The organism is Rhodoferax sp., from assembly GCF_013297935.1.
GTDB lineage: Bacteria > Pseudomonadota > Gammaproteobacteria > Burkholderiales > Burkholderiaceae_C > Allorhodoferax.
On record NZ_JAAFIX010000005.1, the window covers coordinates 212,850 to 234,336 of the forward strand.

General features: G+C 59.7%; 18 protein-coding genes and 1 tRNA gene. 13 read left to right on the forward strand and 6 right to left on the reverse strand.

Annotated elements, in window-relative coordinates:
- Positions 1-241: 241 nt before the first annotated feature.
- Entirely contained in the window at positions 242-757 is a 516-nt protein-coding gene (locus tag QZW03_RS09610) for a hypothetical protein (RefSeq protein WP_296509774.1), read from the forward strand.
- Positions 758-832: 75 nt separating this feature from the next.
- Here the strand turns inward: QZW03_RS09610 and hemL are convergent, their stop codons facing one another.
- Complete coding sequence (hemL, locus tag QZW03_RS09615; protein ID WP_296509775.1) at positions 833-2,134, reverse strand: glutamate-1-semialdehyde 2,1-aminomutase; 1,302 nt, start codon at positions 2,132-2,134, stop codon at positions 833-835.
- Positions 2,135-2,148: 14 nt separating this feature from the next.
- A complete protein-coding gene (locus tag QZW03_RS09620; RefSeq protein ID WP_296509776.1) occupies positions 2,149-3,072 on the reverse strand; it encodes a bifunctional hydroxymethylpyrimidine kinase/phosphomethylpyrimidine kinase in 924 nt (307 codons plus the stop codon).
- A gap of 141 nt (positions 3,073-3,213) precedes the next feature.
- Here QZW03_RS09620 and QZW03_RS09625 point away from each other — a divergent pair, with 141 nt between their 5' ends.
- The 6 genes from QZW03_RS09625 (at position 3,214) to QZW03_RS09650 (ending at position 12,903) form a co-directional block, all read left to right on the forward strand.
- Entirely contained in the window at positions 3,214-3,366 is a 153-nt protein-coding gene (locus QZW03_RS09625) for a rubredoxin (protein ID WP_296509851.1), read from the forward strand.
- A 71-nt stretch (positions 3,367-3,437) separates the two neighbouring features.
- Positions 3,438-3,830, forward strand: a complete 393-nt coding sequence (locus QZW03_RS09630; RefSeq protein ID WP_296509777.1) for a response regulator — start codon at positions 3,438-3,440, stop codon at positions 3,828-3,830.
- The gene (locus tag QZW03_RS09635; protein WP_296509778.1) at positions 3,830-4,195 is read left to right on the forward strand and encodes a response regulator; all 366 of its coding nucleotides are present in this window, start codon (positions 3,830-3,832) and stop codon (positions 4,193-4,195) included. The genes QZW03_RS09630 and QZW03_RS09635 overlap by 1 nt, the downstream gene beginning before the upstream one ends.
- Positions 4,196-4,207: 12 nt before the next feature.
- On the forward strand, positions 4,208-4,738 hold the full coding sequence (locus QZW03_RS09640) for a chemotaxis protein CheW (RefSeq protein ID WP_296509779.1): 531 nt from the start codon (positions 4,208-4,210) through the stop codon (positions 4,736-4,738).
- Between the two features lie 20 nt (positions 4,739-4,758).
- On the forward strand, positions 4,759-7,020 hold the full coding sequence (locus tag QZW03_RS09645; protein WP_296509780.1) for a methyl-accepting chemotaxis protein: 2,262 nt from the start codon (positions 4,759-4,761) through the stop codon (positions 7,018-7,020).
- Positions 7,021-7,071: 51 nt separating this feature from the next.
- A complete protein-coding gene (locus QZW03_RS09650) occupies positions 7,072-12,903 on the forward strand; it encodes an Hpt domain-containing protein (RefSeq protein ID WP_296509781.1) in 5,832 nt (1,943 codons plus the stop codon).
- Here QZW03_RS09650 and QZW03_RS09655 read toward each other — a convergent pair.
- Positions 12,876-14,375 (reverse strand): deoxyribodipyrimidine photo-lyase, encoded by a 1,500-nt coding sequence (locus QZW03_RS09655; RefSeq protein ID WP_296509782.1) that lies wholly within the window; start codon positions 14,373-14,375, stop codon positions 12,876-12,878. The two genes, QZW03_RS09650 and QZW03_RS09655, sit on opposite strands and share 28 nt — an antisense overlap.
- A gap of 21 nt (positions 14,376-14,396) precedes the next feature.
- Here QZW03_RS09655 and QZW03_RS09660 point away from each other — a divergent pair, with 21 nt between their 5' ends.
- Genes QZW03_RS09660 through QZW03_RS09685 form a run of 6 tightly spaced genes read left to right on the forward strand, consistent with a single transcriptional unit; the run spans position 14,397 to position 18,943 of the window.
- Positions 14,397-14,996, forward strand: coding sequence for a YqgE/AlgH family protein (locus tag QZW03_RS09660; RefSeq protein WP_296509783.1), 600 nt, complete (start codon positions 14,397-14,399; stop codon positions 14,994-14,996).
- Complete coding sequence (gene ruvX / locus QZW03_RS09665; RefSeq protein WP_296509784.1) at positions 14,993-15,406, forward strand: Holliday junction resolvase RuvX; 414 nt, start codon at positions 14,993-14,995, stop codon at positions 15,404-15,406. The genes QZW03_RS09660 and ruvX overlap by 4 nt, the downstream gene beginning before the upstream one ends.
- Positions 15,403-15,900 (forward strand): bifunctional pyr operon transcriptional regulator/uracil phosphoribosyltransferase PyrR, encoded by a 498-nt coding sequence (gene pyrR / locus QZW03_RS09670; RefSeq protein ID WP_296509785.1) that lies wholly within the window; start codon positions 15,403-15,405, stop codon positions 15,898-15,900. The genes ruvX and pyrR overlap by 4 nt, the downstream gene beginning before the upstream one ends.
- A 2-nt stretch (positions 15,901-15,902) precedes the next feature.
- Complete coding sequence (locus QZW03_RS09675) at positions 15,903-16,865, forward strand: aspartate carbamoyltransferase catalytic subunit (RefSeq protein WP_296509786.1); 963 nt, start codon at positions 15,903-15,905, stop codon at positions 16,863-16,865.
- A 25-nt stretch (positions 16,866-16,890) separates the two neighbouring features.
- The gene (locus QZW03_RS09680) at positions 16,891-18,186 is read left to right on the forward strand and encodes a dihydroorotase (protein ID WP_296509787.1); all 1,296 of its coding nucleotides are present in this window, start codon (positions 16,891-16,893) and stop codon (positions 18,184-18,186) included.
- Between the two features lie 22 nt (positions 18,187-18,208).
- Positions 18,209-18,943: a lysophospholipid acyltransferase family protein gene (locus QZW03_RS09685; protein ID WP_296509788.1), complete on the forward strand. Its 735-nt coding sequence runs from the start codon at positions 18,209-18,211 to the stop codon at positions 18,941-18,943.
- An 80-nt stretch (positions 18,944-19,023) separates the two neighbouring features.
- Here the strand turns inward: QZW03_RS09685 and QZW03_RS09690 are convergent, their stop codons facing one another.
- From QZW03_RS09690 to QZW03_RS09700, 3 genes are all read right to left on the reverse strand, one after another.
- Complete coding sequence (locus QZW03_RS09690) at positions 19,024-20,052, reverse strand: IS30 family transposase (protein WP_296509789.1); 1,029 nt, start codon at positions 20,050-20,052, stop codon at positions 19,024-19,026.
- A gap of 85 nt (positions 20,053-20,137) precedes the next feature.
- Positions 20,138-20,212 (reverse strand) — tRNA-Arg (locus QZW03_RS09695).
- A gap of 55 nt (positions 20,213-20,267) precedes the next feature.
- Complete coding sequence (locus QZW03_RS09700; protein WP_296509790.1) at positions 20,268-21,482, reverse strand: VWA domain-containing protein; 1,215 nt, start codon at positions 21,480-21,482, stop codon at positions 20,268-20,270.
- Between the last annotated feature and the right edge of the window lie 5 nt (positions 21,483-21,487).

A 21,487-nucleotide genomic window follows, 5' to 3' on the forward strand; every position in this document is an offset into this window, starting at 1 on the left:
TGCCGAATGGCAGGTACGGGTTGTACGGGCCGGGTATCAGGAAGGGCGCTTGAGTTCCGCGCATTCTGTTCGCGTAACCGCGCTTTACTTGCCTGCGAGGCAGCTAGTGTGGGTTGACCCCAGTCTAGTGATTGCTACAGCTTTTCAACTGTCCCGGCAGTTCGGCCCAAAGGACTTTGTGTCGTCCATGCGCCAAGCAGGGCAGGGGCTAGGATTGCTGAGGCGTGTATCCCTCGACCCTATGACGCAAAGCGAGTGGAGAAACGAGGCAGCATTTCAGGCATTGACTCTCTTGGCTCGCATGCCGTGGGATGCCGAATTGGAGAGAGAAGCTTCCGGCTTATCGATGCATTTGCGGGAGGCCCTTTCCCGCGACACCTCCGCTACCCCCGACGAACGTCTGATGATTGAGGAGTTGCAGGAATTGGTTGGCATGCGGCAAGCAGGCATGTCTGCCATGGAATCGCGCCAGATGGCTGCACCGCTCGATCAGCCTGGAGCTTGGCACAAAGGTTTGCACGAACTTCGCTTGGGATTAGCGAGCTGTTTGAAAAATCCAGATCCAAAGCTGGACGCCGCTTGGAGCGCTCTGGCAAGAGGCTTTGGCCAAAACTGGCTGCGCCATGAGTGGTTTTGGGGATGGGATACGGGTTTGCTGCAAACGGTTCAAGCGTCAAGAACGTCTGCAGATTGTGAGCGATTAGCCGCTCGTGCTGCGTCAATGGCAAGTATGGTCATTGCCGCGCCTGACAGGTGATTGGTCGGAGCATCAAAAACAAAGGCTGGATGCCAAATCGGCATCCAGCCCTCGTCTTTATTGCGCTAGTAGCTTCTATTTTGATAGCAAGCTAAACACCTCGCCCGCCGCTGCGACGGTTTCGGCAATGTCTGCATCGGTGTGTGCCGCGCTCATAAAGCCCGCTTCGTAGAGCGCCGGGGCGATGTAAACACCATGGTCCAGCAGGCCGTGGAAGAGGGTGTTGAAGCGTGCGTTGTCGGTGGTCATGACCTTGGCGTAGTTCTGCGGCAGTTCCTTGAACAGGAAGAAACCGAACATGCCGCCCTCGCTATCGCCGCAGAAATCGATGTCTGCTTTGTCAGCTTCGGCTTGCAAGCCGCTGATCAGGGACTGGGTTTTGCGGCTCAGGTCTTCGTAGAAGCCGGGCTTGCTGATTTCTGCGAGAGTGGCCAAACCGCACGCGGTCGCTACCGGGTTGCCGGATAGCGTGCCGGCTTGGTACACCGGGCCCAATGGGGCCAGCTGCTCCATGACGGCGCGCTTGCCGCCAAAGGCTGCCAAGGGCATGCCGCCGCCGATTACCTTGCCCATGACCGTCATGTCGGGCTCAAAGCCGGGAATGTTGCGGGCGTAGACCTGCTGAGCGCTGCCGGGTGCGACGCGAAAGCCGGTCATCACTTCGTCAAACACGAACAGGGCGCCGTACTCGGTGCACAGCTCGCGGCAGCGCTTGATGAACGGCACACTGGCGCGCACGAAGTTCATGTTGCCGGCAATCGGCTCGATCATCACGCAGGCCAGCTCTTTGCCGTGCAGTGCAAAGGCTTCTTCGAGCTGCTGGATGTTGTTGTACTCCAGTACCAAGGTGTGCTGCACCACTTCGGGCGGCACACCGGCGCTGGTGGGGTTGCCGAAGGTGGCCAAGCCGGAGCCGGCCTTGACCAAGAGTGCGTCGGCGTGGCCGTGGTAGCAGCCTTCGAACTTCAAAATCTTGCTCCGGCCGGTGGCGCCGCGCGCCAGGCGGATGGCGCTCATGCCGGCCTCGGTGCCGCTGCTGACCAGGCGCACCATGTCCATGCTGGGCACCAGCTTCAGGATGGCTTCTGCCAGCTCGACTTCACGCTCGGTGGGTGCGCCGAACGAGAAACCGTCGAGCGCTGCCTTTTGCACGGCTTCCAGCACGGCGGGGTGCCCGTGGCCCAGGATCATGGGCCCCCAGGAGCCGATGTAGTCGATGTAGCGCTTGCCGTCAGCGTCCCAAAAGTAGGCGCCTTGGGCGCGTTGCACGAAGCGGGGCGTACCGCCCACGGCCTTGAATGCGCGCACAGGCGAGTTCACGCCACCGGGAATCACGCGCTTGGCGCGCTCAAAAAGGTCTAAGTTACGGTCTGTCACAAAATTTCTGCCAGTTAGTGTCGGGTGGAATGGGGGGGGACTTCGAAGTCAGCTTCGAGCGTATTGATCGCGCTCTCTTCGTCCTCATCAGATTCGGGTTGCGCCCAAAAAAGCCGGTCTGGAATCACGTGGCCCATGCCGGGGCGAAAGCCGTTTTCCAGGCAACGGTCCAGGTAGCTGAGGGCTTCGGTGACTGCTTCGTTGAGTTCAGTGCCGCTGGCAATCAATGCCGCCAGGGCAGCGGACAGCGTATCGCCGGCACCGGTGAAGATTGCTTCAAAACGCTCGAACTTTTCGCTGCACAGAACCGAGGTCGGCGAGGCCAGTACGTTGTCAATGAACTGGTCAGGCAGGGGAATGCCGGTGACCAGGGTGTAGGGCACGCCGAACGCGTTCGCGGCCTTGGCAATGTCACGGGCCGTAGGGCTTTTTTCCGCATTCCAGTCGGGTAGCAGCCAGCGTGAGAGCGTGCTGTGGTTTCCCACCAACAAAGTGGTCTGTGGCAAAAGTAACTCTATGCAAGCGTCTTGATACAAATCGATCTTGTCTTCCTCCCACCAGGAGAGGTCCGGCATGTAGGCCACCAAGGGGACATCCGAATAGTCTGAGGCCAACTCGGCAATCGCAGAAAGGTTCTCCGGCGTCCCGACAAAGCCCACTTTAAAGACTTGCGCTGGCACGTCTTCCAGGATGATGCGGGCCTGCTCAGTGACCGCCTCGTCATCAAACGGGAAGTGGTCCACGATCTCTGTGGTGTCTCGCGCATACGCGCCGGTAATGACCGGCAAAGCATGGGCACCTACGGAGGCAATGGCAGTGAGGTCAGCGGCGGTTCCGGCGCTGCCGCTAGGGTCGTTGGCGTTGAAGGCCATCACGCAAGCGGAGGGGCCGTCTTCGTCGATGGTGTCGTCAACTTCGGTGGGGGGTAATGCCGACATCTAGAGGCCTCTATTAGGGTAAGTCATCGTGCAGAATGGCGTTCTTTCGTCGGACGGTCGTCTTTTGGACAAAACCTGCTCTATACAATCGTTGCATTCTATTTGAAGGCCCTATAAGCTGTGACTGATACCAAAACTTGGATGTGTTTGATTTGCGGTTGGATTTATGACGAGACGGCTGGCGCCCCCGACCACGGCATTGCCCCCGGAACACTGTGGGCCGATGTGCCAATGAACTGGACGTGCCCTGAGTGCGGCGCCCGCAAAGAAGACTTCGAAATGGTGCAGATCTGATTTGCGCCCTGGGTGCGGAATTTGCATACCCAGATTTCCTTTCAGTGAACCGGAACCCGACCTTCTAACGTATGACTGCTCCCACCTTCAAAGTCCTTGTGATCGATGACAGCAACACCATACGCCGGAGTGCTGAAATTTTTCTCAAGCAGGGGGGGCATGAGGTGCTGCTGGCTGAAGACGGTTTTGATGCGCTTGCAAAGGTGAATGATTACCAGCCGCACATTATTTTTTGCGACATCTTGATGCCCCGCCTGGATGGGTATCAGACGTGCGCCATCATCAAGCGCAACGCAAAATTCTCTAGCGTTCCTGTGGTCATGCTGTCTTCTAAAGACGGTGTTTTTGACAAAGCCCGTGGCCGCATGGTCGGGGCACAGGACTATCTCACCAAACCGTTTACCAAAGACCAGTTGCTGCAAGCTGTGCAGCAATTCGGCAACGCCTTGCAAGGAGCATCTTGATGCCAATCCATAAAGTACTGATCGTTGACGACTCCAAAACCGAGTTGCTTTATTTGACAGAAATTCTGCAGAAGAACGGGTTTACTGTTCGGTCTGCAGAGAATGCCGACGAGGCTTTCAAGCGCCTCGGTGAAGAGCGGCCCCAACTTATCTTGATGGATGTGGTGATGCCCGGCCAAAATGGGTTCCAGTTGACCCGCGCCATCAATCGCACTCCGGAGTACTCCGACATCCCAATCATCATGTGCACGAGCAAGAGTCTGGAGACGGACCGTGTGTGGGGCATGCGCCAGGGCGCCAAAGATTACATCACCAAGCCAGTCGATGCGGCGGAGCTACTCGCCAAAATCAAGGCTCTGGGTTAACGCTGGCACTCTATGGCCAATAGAGAAGCACTTCGAGAACTGCAAGCACGGCTTGCAAGTCGCTTGCAAGCCGCGAAAGCGGAAGGTATGTCGGTAGCATGGTTAGCGGTTCAGGCCGGTGGGCGGAAATACCTATTCCCGCTGGGGCAGTCTGGGGAGATCGTTCCTGTGTCCCATGTGCAGCCGGTCCCCTATTCGGTGGACTGGTTTCTGGGGGTGGTGAATATCCGCGGCGGACTGTTTGGGGTTGTCGACCTTGCGGCATTTTTGGCTCTTGATGGAGGCGTTTCACGTCAAGTGCCAGCCGGCAATGAGCCTAGTGTTGTGACCTTGAATGCGGCGCTGGATGTCAATTGCGCCCTTCAGGTCGACTTGTTGTCCGGTTTGCGTGGTGCTGATGCTTTCACTCAGTCTCACGGACCCGCGGAGGGTTCTCCCTCTTACATGGGTAATGTTTTTCTCGACAGTTCTGGCGAGGCTTGGCAAGAAATCAACTTGCGCGTCCTATCCCAGTCTCAGCAGTTTTTGAGCATCAGCGCTTAGTTCACCTGTAAGGTCCCATCATGTCCGTTGTAGATCAATTGAAAAATCTGTTTTCCAAAAAACAACAGGAGTCTGAGCTGGATTCCCGCTTGAGTTTGGCCATGCCGGATGTAACTATCGCCACACCGGACAATGAAACGGTGCAAGAGTCGCAGAATGCGCCCTTGCAGGCGCCCGTTGCGCCGGCTGCCGAAGAGCCTTTGGTCGCGCAAGGCGATCTGGTCTCGATTCCGGTGCTTGGGCGCCGTACGGTGGTGGAGCATCAGCGCACTTTGTTTGTGCTGCTCGGCGGCGCGTTGGTGGTGCTTGCCGGTGTTACGTTTTACGCCTTGAATCAATCGGACCGTGTGGCTCAGCAGCTGGGAGCAACCGGGCAGTCGCTCATGCAGTCGCAGCGACTCGCGAAGTCGGTGTCGCAAGCGGTGGTGGGGAGTGCTCAGGCTTTCCCCGATGTGTCGGACAGCTCGGGTATTTTGTCGAAGTCAGTCAAAGGTTTGCAGGCTGGCGACGATGAGATGCGCATTAACCCGTTGAGTGAAGACTTTGCACCGGAGCTGGGCAAAGTGCTGCCGCTAGTTGAGCGTGCGGACAAAAATGCCAAGGCAGTGATCGCTCAGCAAAAGATGCTGACGCAGATCGGATCCGCGCTGCGCCTTATCAATCGCCAATCCTCTGATTTGTTGGAAGTCGCCGAAACCGTTTCTTCCCTGAAGTTGCAACAAAACGCACCGGCAGCAGAAATTTCTGCAGTGGGCCAGCTGGTGATGTTGACCCAGCGAATCGGCAAATCGTCCAACGAGTTTTTGACTGCCGAAGGCGTGAGTCCTGAGGCGGTGTTCTTGCTGGGTAAGGATTTGAATACCTTCAAGGAAATTTCAGAAGCGCTGTTGTCGGGCAGCGCAGAACTCCGCCTGACAGCGACCAAAGACCCCGCGACCCGCGAGCAGTTGGAAGCACTGATCAAAATGTACGAAGAGACCCGTGTACAGGCGGGTGCGATTTTGGGTAACTTGCAGGGCTTGGTGTCTGCGCGTGAAGCCCAAGGCGCGATCATTGCGGACAGTGAGCCCTTGCGCCGCAATCTGGAAGACCTTCAGGCCAAGTTGTCCGGCCAAGCCGGTATTGGCGGTGCGTCGCTTGCTTTGTTGATTCTGGCGGCATTGTTCGCGTTGGTGTGTGCCGGCGGCTTGTCTTATGTGCAGTTGCAGGACAGCCGTAAGCGCCAGGTCGTTGCTGAAGACCAGCGCCTGGAGGCGGAGCGCCAAGAGCAAGAAGCCAAGCGCGTCAATGATGCGAACCAGGCCGCGATTCTGCGTTTGATGAACGAACTGCAAACCGTTGCTGAAGGCGATTTGACGCAAGAAGCGACCGTGACGGAAGACATCACTGGAGCTATTGCTGACTCGGTGAACTACACGGTAGAGGAGTTGCGCTCACTGGTGTCGAACGTTCAAAACACTGCGGCCCGTGTGGCCCAGACAACGGCGGATGTGGATGCGACCTCCACGGAGCTGCTGGCAGCCTCCAACGAGCAACTGCACGAAATTCGCGAAACAGGTAAGTCGGTTCTGGATATGGCGGGTCGTATTAACGAGGTGTCTACACAAGCGCAAGAGTCTGCGACCGTAGCCCGCCAATCTCTGCAAGCGGCGGAGTCCGGCCTGCAAGCGGTGCAAAACGCGATCGGCGGTATGAACTCCATTCGCGACCAGATTCAAGAAACCTCGAAGCGGATTAAGCGCCTGGGCGAGTCTTCGCAGGAGATTGGTGAAATCACGGAGCTGATTTCAGACATTACCGAACAAACCAACGTCCTGGCCTTGAATGCGGCTATTCAAGCAGCCTCTGCGGGTGAGGCGGGACGAGGCTTCTCCGTGGTGGCGGAGGAAGTGCAGCGCTTGGCGGAGCGCTCTGCGGATGCGACGCGTCAGATTGCGGCACTGGTGAAGGCTATTCAGACCGATACGCAGGATGCTATCGGTGCGATGGAGCGCTCCACACAGGGTGTGGTGGAGGGAGCCAAACTCTCCGACAACGCGGGTACCGCGCTGACCGAAATTGACCGGGTGTCCCGTCAGGTGGCTGACCTGATTGAGCAGATTTCGAATGCAGCCTCCCGCGAGGCCGGTTTGGCCAACGTGGTTGCCGACAACATTCAGCACATTTTTGCGGTGACCGAGCAGACTGGAGAGGGCACACGCGCTACAGCGAATCAAGTGCGCGAGCTCTCCCGCATGGCCGAAGAACTGCGCCAGTCGGTGTCCCGATTCAAGATTTCCTGATCGCGTTTATTCGCACCCTTTGCCCCGTGAAATCCAGGAGAGCCTGAACCCATGTCGTCCAACCTTGTTGACTCCGGAGACAACGAACTCGCTATCAGCGACCTTGGGCCATTGGCTTGGGTCCTGGAGGAGCTGCGCAAATCTTTAGACGGTGCCACCAAGGCGATGCGCCGGTTTGTGCGCGATGCCGAGATTGCAAGGGGCTCGGAGCTGGCGGAGTTGGATGCTAGTCACCTGCGTATTGCCCGGCAGCAGTTGCATCAGGCTGTAGGTGCCTTGGAAATGGTGGGGCTGGAAGCCCCGGCGAAATTCCTCCGTGCGATGGAGTCACTGGTCCAGAAATACGTTCAAAAGCCGGAGCAGTGCAGCGACGAAGCTGCCAGCGTCATGGAGCGCGCGAGCTTTGCCCTGACGGAGTATCTGGACGGTGTGTTGAAAGGCAAGACTGCCTCCTCGGTCGCGCTGTTTCCTCAATACAAAGCGCTTCTTGAATTGAGTGGCGCCGAGCGGGTTCACCCCGCGGACCTGTGGCCGCCGGCATGGCAATGGCTTGCGGTTGCGGTTCCGGATGGGGTTGAGCCGCGTGGTGTCGGTCCGGCAGTCCGTCGCGAGATGGACCATGCCGTGCTTCGCCTCGTGAAATATGGCGATACGGAAGCCGCGCGCCGTTTGCTCCAGTTGAGCTTAGGGCTGGCGGCAGACGCCCACTCACTGGAAGAGCGCACCTTCTGGATGGTCAGCGCCGCTTATTTCGAGGGGATGTCCCTGCAACTGTTTGACGGTGACATCTACACCAAGCGAGCCGCCTCACGAATCTTGCAACAGTACGTGGCGCTCACGAAGGGCCAGCATTCGGTGTCAGAGCGTTTGGCGCAGGACATTGTGTTCTTTTGTTCCCGTGCCATACCGATCGATCCGCAACATGCGCCGGTACTGACTGCGGTGCGCACTGCATATGGACTGAGTCGCACCAAGCCTGTGGACTATGTGAGTGAGCAGTTTGGCCGTTTCGACCCGGCGATGCTGGTCCTGGCTCGCAAGCGAATCGCGGCTGCTGCAGAGACATGGTCGGCCCTGGCAGGTGGCGATGTCAATCGATTGAAGGTGGCGGCAGAGCAGTTTGCTGCCGTGTCGGATGCTGTCACCAAGTTGCACGCCGAAAGCGGAGAGTTGGCAAAAGCGCTTTCCAAAACCATTGAGGCGACGGCACGCTCCGGCACTTCGCCTACGCCCGCTGTGGCGATGGAAGTGGCGACCTCGGTGTTGTACCTTGAGGCAGCCTACGAAGACTTGGACCCGACAGACAACCAGTTGGCGGAACGCAGTGCGCGTTTGGCGCAACGGCTGCAACATGTCACCGGTGGTGGAGAGCCTGAAGCCCTTGAGGGGTGGATGGAAGAGCTGTATCGCCGGGTCAGCGACCGTCAGACCATGGGTAGCGTGGTGGACGAATTGCGGACCACGCTGGCGGGTATAGAGAAATCGCTGGACCAGTTTTTCCGTGATCCCCGCGACAAAGGTCCTCTGCGGGAAGTGCCCAGCCAATTGGCGCAAATGCGCGGCGTATTTTCGGTGTTGGGTCTGGATCAGCCCTCTATTGCAGCACTTCGCATGCGCAGCACGGTTGAGCAAATGCTGGTGGACGATATTGATGAAGCCAGCGCGCGCAGCGGCGTATTTGAAAAACTGGGTAATAGCTTGGGTGCAATGGGCTTTCTCATTGACATGCTGAGCTTCCAACGTGCTTTGGCCAAAACCCTGTTTGTGTATGACGAAGCCTTGGGTGAGTTCAAGCCCTTGATGGGCCGGGAGCGTGCTGTCATTGCGGGCCCTCAGTCACCGACAAGTGAGGTTCAAGAAGATGTCGCGGCACTGTCCGCGTTGACAGCGACTCTGGCACCGGCCCATGCTCCGGCCGCTGTGGCTGCGCCCGCTCCTGCGGTGGACGAGGACGATAGTGCGGAGCTGCAGGATATTTTTCTCGAAGAAGCCCGTGAAGTCATTGTGCGGGGCCAAGATGCTCTTGTGGCCCTGCGTTTGGATCCCACCAATCTCGCTGATCAGACCACACTGCGTCGCGCCTTCCACACGCTGAAGGGCAGCTCCCGGATGGTCGGTTTGAATGAGTTCGGCGAGGCTGCCTGGTCGTTTGAGCAACTTCTCAATACATCCCTGGCCGAGCAACGCCCGGCGAGTGATGCGTTGATCGAAAGCTCCCAGCAGGCCATGTCGGGACTTGCCCGCTGGGTCCAGGGTATTGCCGACGGGCAGACAGCCGGTTGGAATGCGCTGGCTTTCAGAAAAACCGCAGATGCCCTGCGCCTGCATGATCAATGGCTTCCGCTGGATATTCCTGCCGATTCCTTCGAGGCGACTGTCGAAATGGCGGCGGTTCCGGATGCCGCCCTTCCTACGGAAACTAGTGGCGCTGGCGAGCTTGCTGTCGATGCTGTCGCATCGGAATGGAGCGAAGAGCCACCGATGCCCCCGGTGGAGTTGCTGGAGCCGGAGGTTCTTGAGCCGTTGGAAGCAGACGATCTAAAGGTTGATTTTGCTGCGACTGAAATGGGCGCGCCCGAGCTCTTGGAGGTAGTGGACACACCAGACTTTGCCTCCACGCAAATTTCGACGGTGGACCCCTTCGCTATCCTCGATGAGGCGCCGCCTGAGTTCGTGTCGACCCAGCTGTTCGATTTCGAGAAGACCGTTCCAATCGTTCCGGAGCCTGATGTGTTGCAAAGCATCACTGCCGAAGACTTGGAAATGTCAGATGCGGATTTGGGTGATTTCGATTTTGCAGATTTCGATAGTCCTTCGACGACCGAGCTCGCTCCCCTGGAGACGCGGTTGGCAGATGTCTACGCAGAAACGCCCCTAGAAGAAATCGATGAGCTCGCTGCGGAAGAGGAGCCTGCTCAGACAACCGGTTTGGTCTTGGAGTTCCCGGAGCGCATTGCCGTGAACCCCGATGAAGGCATGAAGGTGATCGGCTCCCTGCGCATGAGCATTCCCCTCTATAACGTCTATCTCAATGAGGCTGACGAGTGGTCACGGCGCTTGCAGACCGAGCTGGGCGAGTGGGCGCTGGAGCTCCATGAGCCGGTATCCGACAACGCCATTTCATTGGCCCACTCACTTCTTGGCAGTTCTGCGACAGTCGGCTTTGTGGCACTGTCGGAAATGGCCAAGTTCCTGGAGCAGGCGCTACAGCATGTGCAGCTGCACCGGCAAATGGAGCCGGGTCATGCGGCAGTGTTTTGTGACGCTGCGGAAGACATCCGGCGCTTGTTGCACCAGTTTGCTGCAGGTTTTGTGAAAGAGGCGGATCCTCAGATTTTGCGGAGCCTCCAGGAGATCATTGAAACCGAGTTTCCTGCCCCGGTCATGGAGTCTGAGCCTGACCTCGACTCCTTGCTTCCGGACACCCCGGAGGTCGTGGACGAAGTGGAGAGCGAAGCGCCACCTGTGGAGGTCTCAGCGCCTGCTCCACTGCTTGCGAGTGCAATCGTGGCAGAGGCTGCTCCGCTCGTGATTTTGGATGATCACGACGAAGAGCTCACCGCCGAGGACAGCCTGGACACCGACTTGTTGCCCATCTTCGAAGAAGAGGCCACAGAGCTCATGCCACAACTCGGCGCGGCCTTGCGCCAATGGGTATCGCGCCCTGACAACGCCGGTGCGCGCAGCGAAGTGCTCCGTTTGTTGCACACACTCAAGGGTAGCGCTCGTTTGGCGGGCGCCATGCGCCTCGGAGAGATGGCGCACCGCATGGAGTCTTCGATCGAGGTATTGGGGGCCGAAGGTCTGCAGACGATCCAGCTTGAGCCCCTGTTGTCCCGGTTTGACGCCTTGCAGTCGGTTTTTGCGGCTTTGGGTCAAGCTGCATCTGTCGTTGACGTTGAACCTGAAGAGCCCGCGGCACGCGCCGCAACGGTTCCTGCAGCTAGCGCAAGCACTGCACCTCTGCCTAAACTGCTACCAGCCATTTCTCAGGCGCCGGCTGCAGCGCCTCGCGCTCAGGGCAACCAGTCTGTTCGTGTGCGGGCCCAGCTCTTGGATCGCTTGGTCAACCAGGCGGGTGAGGTCATGATTACCCGCTCGCGTATGGATGAGCGGCTCGGCCAGTTGCGTACTTCCTTGGGTGAGCTCACCGGCAACTTGGATCGCTTGCGCCAGCAGCTGCGCGACGTAGAGTTGCAGGCTGAATCGCAGATGCAATCCCGCCTTGCGCAAACCAAAGACTCTGCACAGGCCTTCGATCCCTTGGAGTTCGACCGGTTCACGCGCGTCCAGGAGTTGACCCGCATGATGGCGGAGTCCGTGAACGACGTGGCTACCGTTCAGCGCAATTTGCAGCGTTCGGTTGAAGGCACGGAAGATGATTTGATTGCCCAAGGTCGTCAGGCTCGCGAGCTTCAAAAAGACTTGTTGCGTACCCGGATGGTGGAGTTTGATGGCATTGCAGATCGCTTGTATGGTGTCGTTCGCCAAGCGGCCAAAGACGCCGGCAAACAGGTCAAGCTGGATATCGCCGGAGGCGCTATCGAAATCGACCGCGGCGTTCTCGACCGCATGGCCCCGGCCTTTGAGCACCTGTTGCGCAATGCGGTAGCCCACGGAATTGAAACTCCCGCCGAGCGGACCCGTGCGGGCAAGTCTGCTACGGGGACGATTCAAATCGAGGTTCACCAGGAAAGCAACGACGTTACCGTCAGCTTCAGTGACGACGGCGCGGGCCTGAACTTGGAACGCATCCGCACCAAGGCAGAGGCCAAGCAATTGATTGCTCCGGGCGAAAGCTTGAGCGATGTTGATGCGGCGAATTTGATTTTCATGCCGGGCTTCTCCACCGCTGATGAGGTGACCGAGCTCTCAGGGCGCGGTATCGGCATGGATGTCGTACGCGCCGAAGTGCACGGGCTCGGTGGTCGCATTGAAACCCAGACCAAGGCCCTCGCCGGAACCTCTTTCAAATTGGTGTTGCCTTTGACGACTGCAGTGACGCAGGTGGTGATTCTGCGAATGGGGGACTTCTCCATTGGCGTACCCGCCAACATCATGGAAACCGTCTTGCGCGTGCCCAATAGCCAGCTGCAAAAAGCCTACGCAGAGCAGAGCTTTGCATTCGGCGAAGAGTCCGTTCCGTTCTTCTGGGGTGGGGCACTGTTGCAGGTGTCCGGTCATAGCGAGGAGTCTTCGGGTAAGACGCTTCCAGTTGCTGTTTTCCGCAGCGCAGGCCAGCGCTTGGCAGTACACATTGACGAAGTGCTGGGTAACCGCGAAGTGGTGGTCAAGAATCTCGGCCCCCAGTTGGCGCGACTGCCTGGCTTGGCAGGCATGTCGGTTCTGGCCTCAGGTGCTGTCGTGTTGATTTACAACCCCGTGGCGCTGGCGTCGGTGTATGGCGATCAAGCCCGTGCACTGGTCGCGCAGCCTGCCGATCCGGTGGATGGCACTGTCAGCACGACTCCGCAAGAGTCCGTGGTGGTAGCCGCCAGCACGCAGTTGCCGCTGGTGTTGGTGGTTGACGACTCGATTACCGTGCGCCGCGTGACACAGCGCTTGCTCAAGCGCGAAGGCTACCGGGTGGCATTGGCCAACGATGGTCTGCAAGCCTTGGAGCGCTTGCAGGAAGAAATTCCCGCGGTGGTGTTGTCCGACATCGAGATGCCCCGGATGGACGGCTTTGACTTGGCACGCAACATCCGTGGCGACGCCAAGTTGCGAGACCTGCCCATCATCATGATCACCTCGCGCATTGCGGAAAAGCACCGCGAGCATGCCCGCGAGCTGGGTGTCGACCATTACCTCGGCAAGCCGTACTCCGAAGACGAGTTGCTTGGCTTGGTGCGGGCCTATTGCTCGACGGCAGTGCCAGCCTGATCAACAGACTTTTTGAGGAAGCCATAGCGCGCCAGTGTGCGCTCTCTGGCCCCCGCATGGTCAACAATTGGAGCGGGGTAGTTCACTCCCAGTTGCACTCCAGCGGCTAGCATTTCCATGGGCTTGGCAGCCCATGGGGCATGAATGGCTTTGTCTGACAAGCCCGCCAGCTGCGGCAGGTAGCGCCGGATGAACTTGCCCTGGGCATCGAAACGTTCACTTTGGGTCACAGGGTTAAAAATCCGGAAATACGGTTGCGCGTCGCAACCACTGGAGGCTACCCACTGCCACCCCCCGTTATTGGCAGACAAATCAAAGTCATTGAGGTGGACTGCGAAATAGCGTTCGCCCCAGCGCCAATCCAGGCCAAGGTGCTTCACCAAAAAGCTACCCGCCACCATGCGCAAACGGTTGTGCATGTAACCGGTCTGGTTGAGCTGCGCCATGGCCGCATCGACGATCGGGTAGCCCGTGCGGCCCTCGCACCACGCCGCGTACAAGGTTTGGGCGCGTTCGCCCTGCTCCCAGGCAATGTGGTCGTATTCCGGTTTGAATGCATGGGTGGCAACCCGTGGAAAGTTCGCCAGAATTTGAAAGTAAAAATCGCGCCACGCCAACTCAGCCAGCCAGACCGAGGCCCCAGCACTGCCAGCGCGCACCCGCTCCAGCGCGAGATTGACCAGGTGCCGGATCGACACGGTGCCGAAGCGCAAATGCACACCCAGATAACTCGGCCCCTTGAGGCCCGGAAAGTCGCGCGCCTCGCCATAGCGGTCCATCCGCAGCACAAAGTCATCCAGTAGCGCCTGACCGCCAGACTCTCCGCTGTGTATGCCCAGCGCCTTCAGGTTGGTGGGCTCAAACCCCAGGGATTCGAGCGAGGGCATGGCAGATGGCACATCTGCCGGTAAGGCCGCCAGAGTAGCGGCGGCCCCTTCCTGGAGGTGGCTCTGAGCGAGCAAGCCGCTGCCGATACGGGCCAACCACGCGCGGTGGTAGGGCGTGAACACCCCGTAGGGCTTGCCCATCTGTGTCAGCACCTCCCGCTCCTCAAAGACCACCTGGTCTTTGACCAGCATGAGCTGCTTCCCATCGCGCAGGAGTTGCTGCTGCACAGCCGTGTCGCGCTCCACGGCGGCGGGCTCGTAGTCCCGGGCGGCAAACACAGCCTGCACCTCCAGCTGAGCCGCCAACTCCGGAATAGCATCGACTGCGTCTGCATGCAGCACGATCAACCCGCCTTTGCCATCCGGCTGCAGTGCCCGGAGCCGGGACTGCAGCTCAGACACCGCCCCGTGGATGAACTCCACCCGCCGGTCCGCCCGGGGTAAGTGTCCGAGAATGGCCTTGTCAAACACAAAAACGCAATACACGCTGTCGCATGACGCGGTGGCGAGGGCCAAGGCCGCGTTGTCAGTGGCCCGCAGATCGCGACGGAACCAAACCAGCCCTTTGGTGAAATGAGAGTGCATGTCAGCCGTTAAAATCAGAGAATGTCCGGCGATTCTGCACCTTTCAATCTCACCAACCATTTCCTGATCGCAATGCCCGGGCTGGACGATGAGATGTTCTCCAAAAGCGTGGTCTTTGTGTGCGAGCACTCCACACGCGGCGCCTTGGGCTTGGTGATCAACAAGCCCGCCGACATGCCCCTCACGGCCCTGTTTGACAAGATCGACCTGCCTTTGCAGCGCACCGACCTGCTGGCCGATACGGTGTTTCAAGGTGGCCCGGTACAAACCGAACGGGGTTTTGTCCTGCATGAGCCCGTTATTGCTGCCACGCAAGAGGGGGGTGAGTCTTTGTATGCCTCCACCATGACCATTCCCGGTGGTTTGGAGATGACGACCTCGCGCGATGTGCTCGAAGCCCTGTCCATGGGCTCCGGCCCCAAACGCGTGCTGGTAACACTGGGTTACGCCGCATGGGGCGAGGGGCAGCTTGAAACCGAGTTGGGCGAAAACAGCTGGCTCACCACGCCCGCTGACCAAACCATTATTTTTGATACGCCCGTGGAGCAACGGTACGACCGCGCCTTGGGCTTGCTGGGCCTGCAGGCCTGGATGATTTCTCCACAAGTGGGGCACGCATGAGCGAGGCCGCGATGCCCGTCCCGGCGGCATTCACGACCTTTATTGCATTCGACTTCGGCATGAAACGCACCGGGGTTGCCGTGGGCAACCGCCTGATGCGTAGCGCAACGCCACAAGGCTCCATCCATGCCGAGGGCAACGCCCGTTTTGACGGCGTGGCCGCCAAGCTCAAAGAATGGCAGCCCGACGCCATCGTGATCGGCGTGCCTTACCACCCCGATGGCGCCCCGCACGAAAACACCGCGCGCGCCAAAAAATTCGGTCGGCAGTTGCAAGGGCGTTTCGGCCTGCAAGTGTTTGAGGTGGACGAGCGCTACAGCACCACCGAAGCCATTGCCAGCGGCGCCAAAGACGCGGACGCCGCGTCGGCCTGCATTATTTTGGAACAATTTTTAAGGAACCTCCCATGACCACTTTGGCCTTGGACGCCGAGGCGCTCTACCGCGAACTGCTTCGTGGTGTGCAGCTGCTGTGCAACGCAGAAACCCGCCTGGTGGGCATCACCTCCGGCGGCGCCTGGCTGGCTGAGCGCCTTCAGGCGGACCTCCAGCTAGCAGACAAGCACGGCACCATTTCGTCGGCCATGCACCGCGACGATTTCGCCAAACGCGGCCTGTCCTCCGGTGGCCAGACGCAGCTGCCTTTTGATGTGAATGGCGCAGACATCCTGGTGCTGGACGATGTGCTCTACACCGGCCGGACCATCCGCGCGGTGATCAACGAGTTGTTTGACTATGGCCGCCCCGCCCAAGTGCGCTTGGCGGTGCTGGTAGACCGCGGCGGGCGCCAGCTGCCCATCCAGGCTGAATTTGCGGCGGCGCGGGTCAGCCTGGCGGTCAACCAGTCTTTGGCTCTGGCGCGCAGCGCCGAGGGTGTCTTTTCTTTTGATGTGCAGGAGGCCTGAGCATGTTGTACAAGCGCAATCCGCAACTCAACAAACACGGAGAGCTCATTCACCTGCTGTCCACCGAAGGGCTGCCCAAAGGCATCCTGACCCACATTCTGGACACCGCCACCAACTTCGTCTCGCTCAACGACCGCGAAGTTAAAAAGGTGCCCCTGCTGCGCGGCAAAAGCGTGTTCAACCTGTTTTTTGAAAACAGTACCCGCACCCGCACCACCTTCGAGATTGCCGCCACCCGCCTGAGTGCGGACGTTATCAATCTCGATATTGCGCGCTCCAGTGCCTCTAAAGGTGAGTCGCTGCTGGACACCATTGCCAACCTGAGCGCCATGGCCGCCGACATGTTTGTGGTGCGCCACAGCGAGTCCGGCGCGCCCTACCTGATTGCCCAACATGTGGCACCCCATGTGCATGTGATCAACGCCGGTGATGGCCGCCATGGCCACCCCACGCAGGGGCTGCTGGATATGTTCACCATCCGGCACTACAAGAAAGACTTCTCGAACCTCACGGTCGCCATCGTGGGCGACGTGTTGCACTCCCGCGTGGCCCGCTCCGACATCCATGCGCTGACTACGCTGGGCTGTGCCGAGGTTCGCGTGGTGGGCCCCAAAACACTGGTGCCGTCCGACATGGCGCAAATGGGCGTGCGCGTGTGCCACACCTTGGAAGAGGGCATTAAGGACTGCGACGTCATCATCATGCTGCGCCTGCAAAACGAGCGCATGAGTGGCGCGCTGTTGCCTTCGATGCACGAGTACTTCAAGAGCTTCGGCCTCACCCCCGAAAAGCTGCAACTCGCCAAGCCCGACGCTATCGTCATGCACCCCGGCCCCATCAACCGCGGCGTGGAGATCGACTCTGCGGTGGTGGACGGCAAGCAAGCCGTGATCCTGCCGCAGGTGACCTTCGGGATCGCCGTGCGCATGGCGGTCATGAGCATCGTCGCGGGCAACGAAGCCTGAGCCCCCGGATTCAAGGACTGAAGCTATGCAAATTCTGATTCAAGGCGGCCGCGTCATCGACCCCGCCAGCGGCACCGACACCGTGGCCGATGTGGCTATCTCCAGCGGGCGCATTCTGGGCATCGGCAACACGCCGGCCGGCTTTGCGCCGCAAACCACCATCAACGCCCAAGGCTGCATCGTCGCCCCCGGCTTGGTGGACCTGTCAGTGCGCCTGCGCGAGCCCGGCCACGAGCACGAAGGCATGTTGGCCAGCGAGATGGCGGCCGCTGTCGCTGGCGGTGTGACCAGCGTAGTGTGCCCGCCCGATACCGACCCGGTGTTGGACGAAGCCGGTCTGGTCGAAATGCTGCGCCACCGCGCCGAGCGCTTGCACCAGGCCCGCGTGTTCCCGCTGGGCGCGCTCACCCGCAACCTGCAAGGCGAGGTGCTGACCGAAATGCTGCAGCTCACCCAAGCCGGCTGCGTGGCCTTCAGCCAGGCCGAAGTGCCCCTGCTCAACACCCAGGTCACCCAGCGCGCCCTGCAATACGCCAGCACCTTTGGCTACACCGTGTGGCTGCGCCCGCAAGAGGCTTACCTCGGCAAGGGCGTAGCCGCCAGCGGCCCGCTGGCCACGCGCATGGGCCTCTCCGGCGTGCCGGTGGCGGCCGAAACCATTGCCCTGCACACCATTTTTGAGCTGGTGCGCTCCACCAAGGCGCGCGTGCACCTGTGCCGCATCAGCAGCGCCGCCGGAGTGGAACTGGTGCGCCAGGCCAAGGCCGAAGGCCTGCCGGTGACCTGTGACGTGAGCATCAACTCCCTGCACCTGACCGATGTGGACATTGGCTACTTCGACAGCCGCATGCGCCTGAACCCACCCCTGCGCCAGCAGCGCGACCGCGATGCCCTGCGCGCCGCCCTGGCCGATGGCACCATCGACGCGCTGGTCTCCGACCACAACCCGGTGAGCGCCGACGAAAAAACACTGCCTTTTGCCGAGGCCGAACCCGGAGCCACCGGCCTGGAGCTGCTGCTGAGCCTAGCCCTCAAGTGGGCGCAAGAGAGCGGCTTGGGCGTGGCCGATGCCATCGCCACCGTTACCAGTCGCTCGGCCCACGTGCTGGGCGGTGCCTTGGGCACCTTTGCCGCCAGCGCAGGCCGCCTCACAGCAGGCGGCGCGGCCGACATTTGCGTGTTTGACTCCGCTGCCCACTGGGTGGTGGAGCCTTCCGCGCTGGTGAGCCAAGGGCAGCACACACCGTTCGGCGGCTACGAGCTACCCGGCCGCGTGAAAGCTACGCTGGTCGGTGGCCGCGTGGCCTATAACGCGGCCTAAGCGGCGAGACAGGCACCAGCCCATGCGCCAACTCAAAGCCCTGTGGCGCATTGCCCGCGTTTTGTCGCACGTGCTGGCTGGGGCTTGGCGTATCCGCACCGTGTTCCCCCGGCTGACGCAACCGGAGCGTAATGCAGAAGTTCAGGCTTGGGCCTGCGCCATGCTTGCGCGGTTAGCTATCAAATTGGTAGTAAACGGCACGCCGCCGGCAGGTGGCCCGGTGCTGCTGGCCGCCAACCACATCTCCTGGCTGGACATTGTGGTTATCCACGCAGCGCGGCACTGCCGGTTTATCTCCAAGGCGGATATTCAGCATTGGCCTGTGGTGGGCACACTGGCCACCGGCGCCGGCACGCTGTACATCGAGCGCGAATCCCGCCGCGACGCCATGCGCGTGGTGCACCACATGGCCGAGCGCCTGAGCGCGGGCGAAGTGCTGGCCGTGTTCCCCGAGGGCACCACCGGTGACGGCACCCATGTGCTGCCCTTCCACGCCAACCTGTTGCAGGCCGCTATTGCAGTGAATGCGCCCATCCAACCGGTGGCTCTGCAGTTCGTGGATGGGCAAGGCCAGCAAAGCTTTGCCCCCTGCTACATCGGAGACGACACGTTGCTAGGCTCCCTGTGGCGCACGCTATGCAGCGACGGTATTCAGGCTGTGGTGACGTTTGGTGCCCCGCAAACTGCCGACGGGCGTGACCGCAGAACGTGGTCGGCCGCGGTGCGGGAAGACATCATCGCGCTGCGCCAGCGCTGATTTGCTCACTTATTGATAGCTGCTTGCGTGTTATCTACAAGGGGCGGACTCAAATCCAAGTGCAACACTTGGTTAGTTTATTAGATGGTTTGAGCGGGCTCTTCAAGTTTGTCCAGCCAGCTACTGTAGACCTCATGCGGGGAACACCAATCCAGAGTTTTCCGGGGCCTGCCATTCATCAGGTCTGCAATCCCATCGAGCTGCTCCTGGCTGTACCCGGACAGATCCGTACCCTTGGGTAAGAACTGCCGAATCAGTCCATTGGTGTTCTCATTTGTGCCGCGTTGCCAGGGACTGTGCGGGTCACAGAAATACACCGCAATCCCCGTATTGGCAGTAAGTTGCTGATGATGCGTCATCTCCTTACCTCGGTCATACGTCAAGGTCTTACGCATCGGTTTGGCTATGGAATTGAGCTTGTCAGTGAAGGCTTGCAAGACGTTCGCTGCCGTAGCGGGATTAGGGTGAGGCAGCTTCACCAGGATCAGCAAGCGGGTTGTACGCTCCACAAGCGTTCCCACTGCGCTTTGATTGAGCGTGCCTTTGATCGAATCTCCCTCCCAATGTCCCGGGAACTGGCGATCTTCAATCTCGGGCGGACGCACATGAATACTCAAGAGGTCAGCCATGTGACCACGCCGGTCCTCGCCTTTGGAGCGCGGCCAGCGCTTGGCTCGGGCCATGCGCAAGCAGGCAATGAGTTCTTTGCGAAGCTCTCCTCGGGGTTGGGCATAGATGACGTTGTAGATAGTTTCATGCGAGGTGCGTTTGGCGGACTCGCTCGAATGCAGTTTAGCCAAGTGGGCCGCTATTTGCTGGGGCGACCAGCGCTGACGGAGCAATGCAGTGATAGATTCAAAGAGGGCGTTGCCCGCCACCAGCTTGGGCGCTGGCCTGCCTTGGCGACGTCTGCGGACTTGGCGTTGCTGCGCGTAGCGGCAACTGTAGCCATTACCCCCTGCGTTGCGGGCTATCTCACGACTGATGGTCGAGGCACTTCGCCCGAGTACGCGCGCTATGGCTCGAATGCTCAGGCATTGCTCCAGACTTATGGCGATCGTCTGACGATCTTGGTAGTCCAGTTGCTTGTAGTGGGGTTCTGATTTCATGGGCACACCTTAGAGTTCAATCACAGGTGTTGCACTTCACTTTTGAGGCCGTCAGGGCTAGAGGCTGATTTGACGTAAAAATCACTGGTGTCCTCGACAGGAATCGAACCTGTATCTGTCCCTTAGGAGGGGACCGTTCTATCCATTGAACTACGAAGACCGGACGCGGGATTGTATCGGGCGGCGCGGCCCTTGCTCGGGCAGGGCGTGCCGGGTTACTTGGTCAAGTGCCGCATGGCCTCTTCGAGGCCTTTCAGGGTGAGCGGGTACATCTTGTTTTGCACGATCTGCTGGATGACGCTGATGCTCTGGCGATACTGCCACACGCCTTGGGGCTCGGGGTTGATCCAGGCGAATTTGGGGAAGGCGCTCATGAGCCGCTGCAGCCACTCGGCGCCGGGCTCCTCGTTGTTGTATTCCACGCTGCCGCCAGGCTGCAAGATCTCGTAGGGGCTCATGGTCGCGTCGCCCACGAAGATCAGCTTGTAGTCCTTGTTGTACTTGCGGATGATGTCCCAGGTATCAAACTTCTCCGCAAAGCGGCGGCGGTTGTTCTTCCACATGAAGTCATATACGCAGTTGTGGAAGTAATAGAACTCCAGGTGCTTGAACTCGGTCTTGGCCGCGCTGAACAGCTCTTCCACCCGCTGTATGTGGTCGTCCATGGTGCCGCCCACGTCCATCAGCAGCAGCACTTTGACGTTGTTGTGCCGCTCAGGGCGCATCTTGATGTCCAAGAAGCCCGCATTCGCTGCCGTCTTGCTGATGGTGGTCTCCAGGTCCAGCTCGTCCTCATGGCCTTCACGGGCAAACTTGCGCAGACGGCGCAGCGCCACCTTGATGTTGCGGGTGCCGAGTTCCTGGGTGTCGTCGTAGTCTTTGTAGGCGCGCTGGTCCCAGACCTTCACAGCGCTGCGGTTGCGGCTCTTGTCCTGCCCGATGCGGATGCCCTGCGGGTTCTGCCCGTAAGCGCCAAAAGGTGAGGTGCCGCCGGTGCCGATCCACTTGTTGCCGCCTTCGTGGCGTTCCTTTTGCTCTTCGAGGCGTTTTTTGAGCGTTTCCATCAGCTCGTTCCAGCCCATGGCTTGCAGCTTGGCTTGCTCTTCGGGCGTCAAAAACTTCACTAGGTTTTTGCGCAACCACTCGGCCGGAATGTCTTTGGTGAAATCGCTGACGTGCTCAATACCCTTGAAGTAAGCCCCGAAGGCCCGGTCGAACTTGTCGTAGTGCTTCTCGTCCTTCACCAGCGTGGTGCGGGCGAGGTAATAAAAGTCGTCAATGCTGTAGCCGTTGGCTTCTTCCGCGCCCTCCACCTGGGGTGTGTTCGGGCCCACCACGCCTTTTTGGAGCGCTTCGAGCAGGGTCAGGTATTCCTTGACCGAGACGGGGAGCTTGGCATCGCGCAGGGTGTAGAAGAAGTCGAGCAGCATGGCGG

Coding starts and splice junctions, on each gene's coding strand:
- QZW03_RS09610 (WP_296509774.1), top strand. CDS start 242: ATGACGCAAAGCGAGTGGAGAAACGAGGCAGCATTTCAGGCATTGACT.
- QZW03_RS09620 (WP_296509776.1), bottom strand. CDS start 3,072: ATGTCGGCATTACCCCCCACCGAAGTTGACGACACCATCGACGAAGAC.
- QZW03_RS09625 (WP_296509851.1), top strand. CDS start 3,214: ATGTGTTTGATTTGCGGTTGGATTTATGACGAGACGGCTGGCGCCCCC.
- QZW03_RS09630 (WP_296509777.1), top strand. CDS start 3,438: ATGACTGCTCCCACCTTCAAAGTCCTTGTGATCGATGACAGCAACACC.
- QZW03_RS09635 (WP_296509778.1), top strand. CDS start 3,830: ATGCCAATCCATAAAGTACTGATCGTTGACGACTCCAAAACCGAGTTG.
- QZW03_RS09640 (WP_296509779.1), top strand. CDS start 4,208: ATGGCCAATAGAGAAGCACTTCGAGAACTGCAAGCACGGCTTGCAAGT.
- QZW03_RS09645 (WP_296509780.1), top strand. CDS start 4,759: ATGTCCGTTGTAGATCAATTGAAAAATCTGTTTTCCAAAAAACAACAG.
- QZW03_RS09650 (WP_296509781.1), top strand. CDS start 7,072: ATGTCGTCCAACCTTGTTGACTCCGGAGACAACGAACTCGCTATCAGC.
- QZW03_RS09655 (WP_296509782.1), bottom strand. CDS start 14,375: ATGCACTCTCATTTCACCAAAGGGCTGGTTTGGTTCCGTCGCGATCTG.
- QZW03_RS09660 (WP_296509783.1), top strand. CDS start 14,397: ATGTCCGGCGATTCTGCACCTTTCAATCTCACCAACCATTTCCTGATC.
- ruvX (WP_296509784.1), top strand. CDS start 14,993: ATGAGCGAGGCCGCGATGCCCGTCCCGGCGGCATTCACGACCTTTATT.
- pyrR (WP_296509785.1), top strand. CDS start 15,403: ATGACCACTTTGGCCTTGGACGCCGAGGCGCTCTACCGCGAACTGCTT.
- QZW03_RS09675 (WP_296509786.1), top strand. CDS start 15,903: ATGTTGTACAAGCGCAATCCGCAACTCAACAAACACGGAGAGCTCATT.
- QZW03_RS09680 (WP_296509787.1), top strand. CDS start 16,891: ATGCAAATTCTGATTCAAGGCGGCCGCGTCATCGACCCCGCCAGCGGC.
- QZW03_RS09685 (WP_296509788.1), top strand. CDS start 18,209: ATGCGCCAACTCAAAGCCCTGTGGCGCATTGCCCGCGTTTTGTCGCAC.
- QZW03_RS09690 (WP_296509789.1), bottom strand. CDS start 20,052: ATGAAATCAGAACCCCACTACAAGCAACTGGACTACCAAGATCGTCAG.
- QZW03_RS09700 (WP_296509790.1), bottom strand. CDS start 21,482: ATGCTGCTCGACTTCTTCTACACCCTGCGCGATGCCAAGCTCCCCGTC.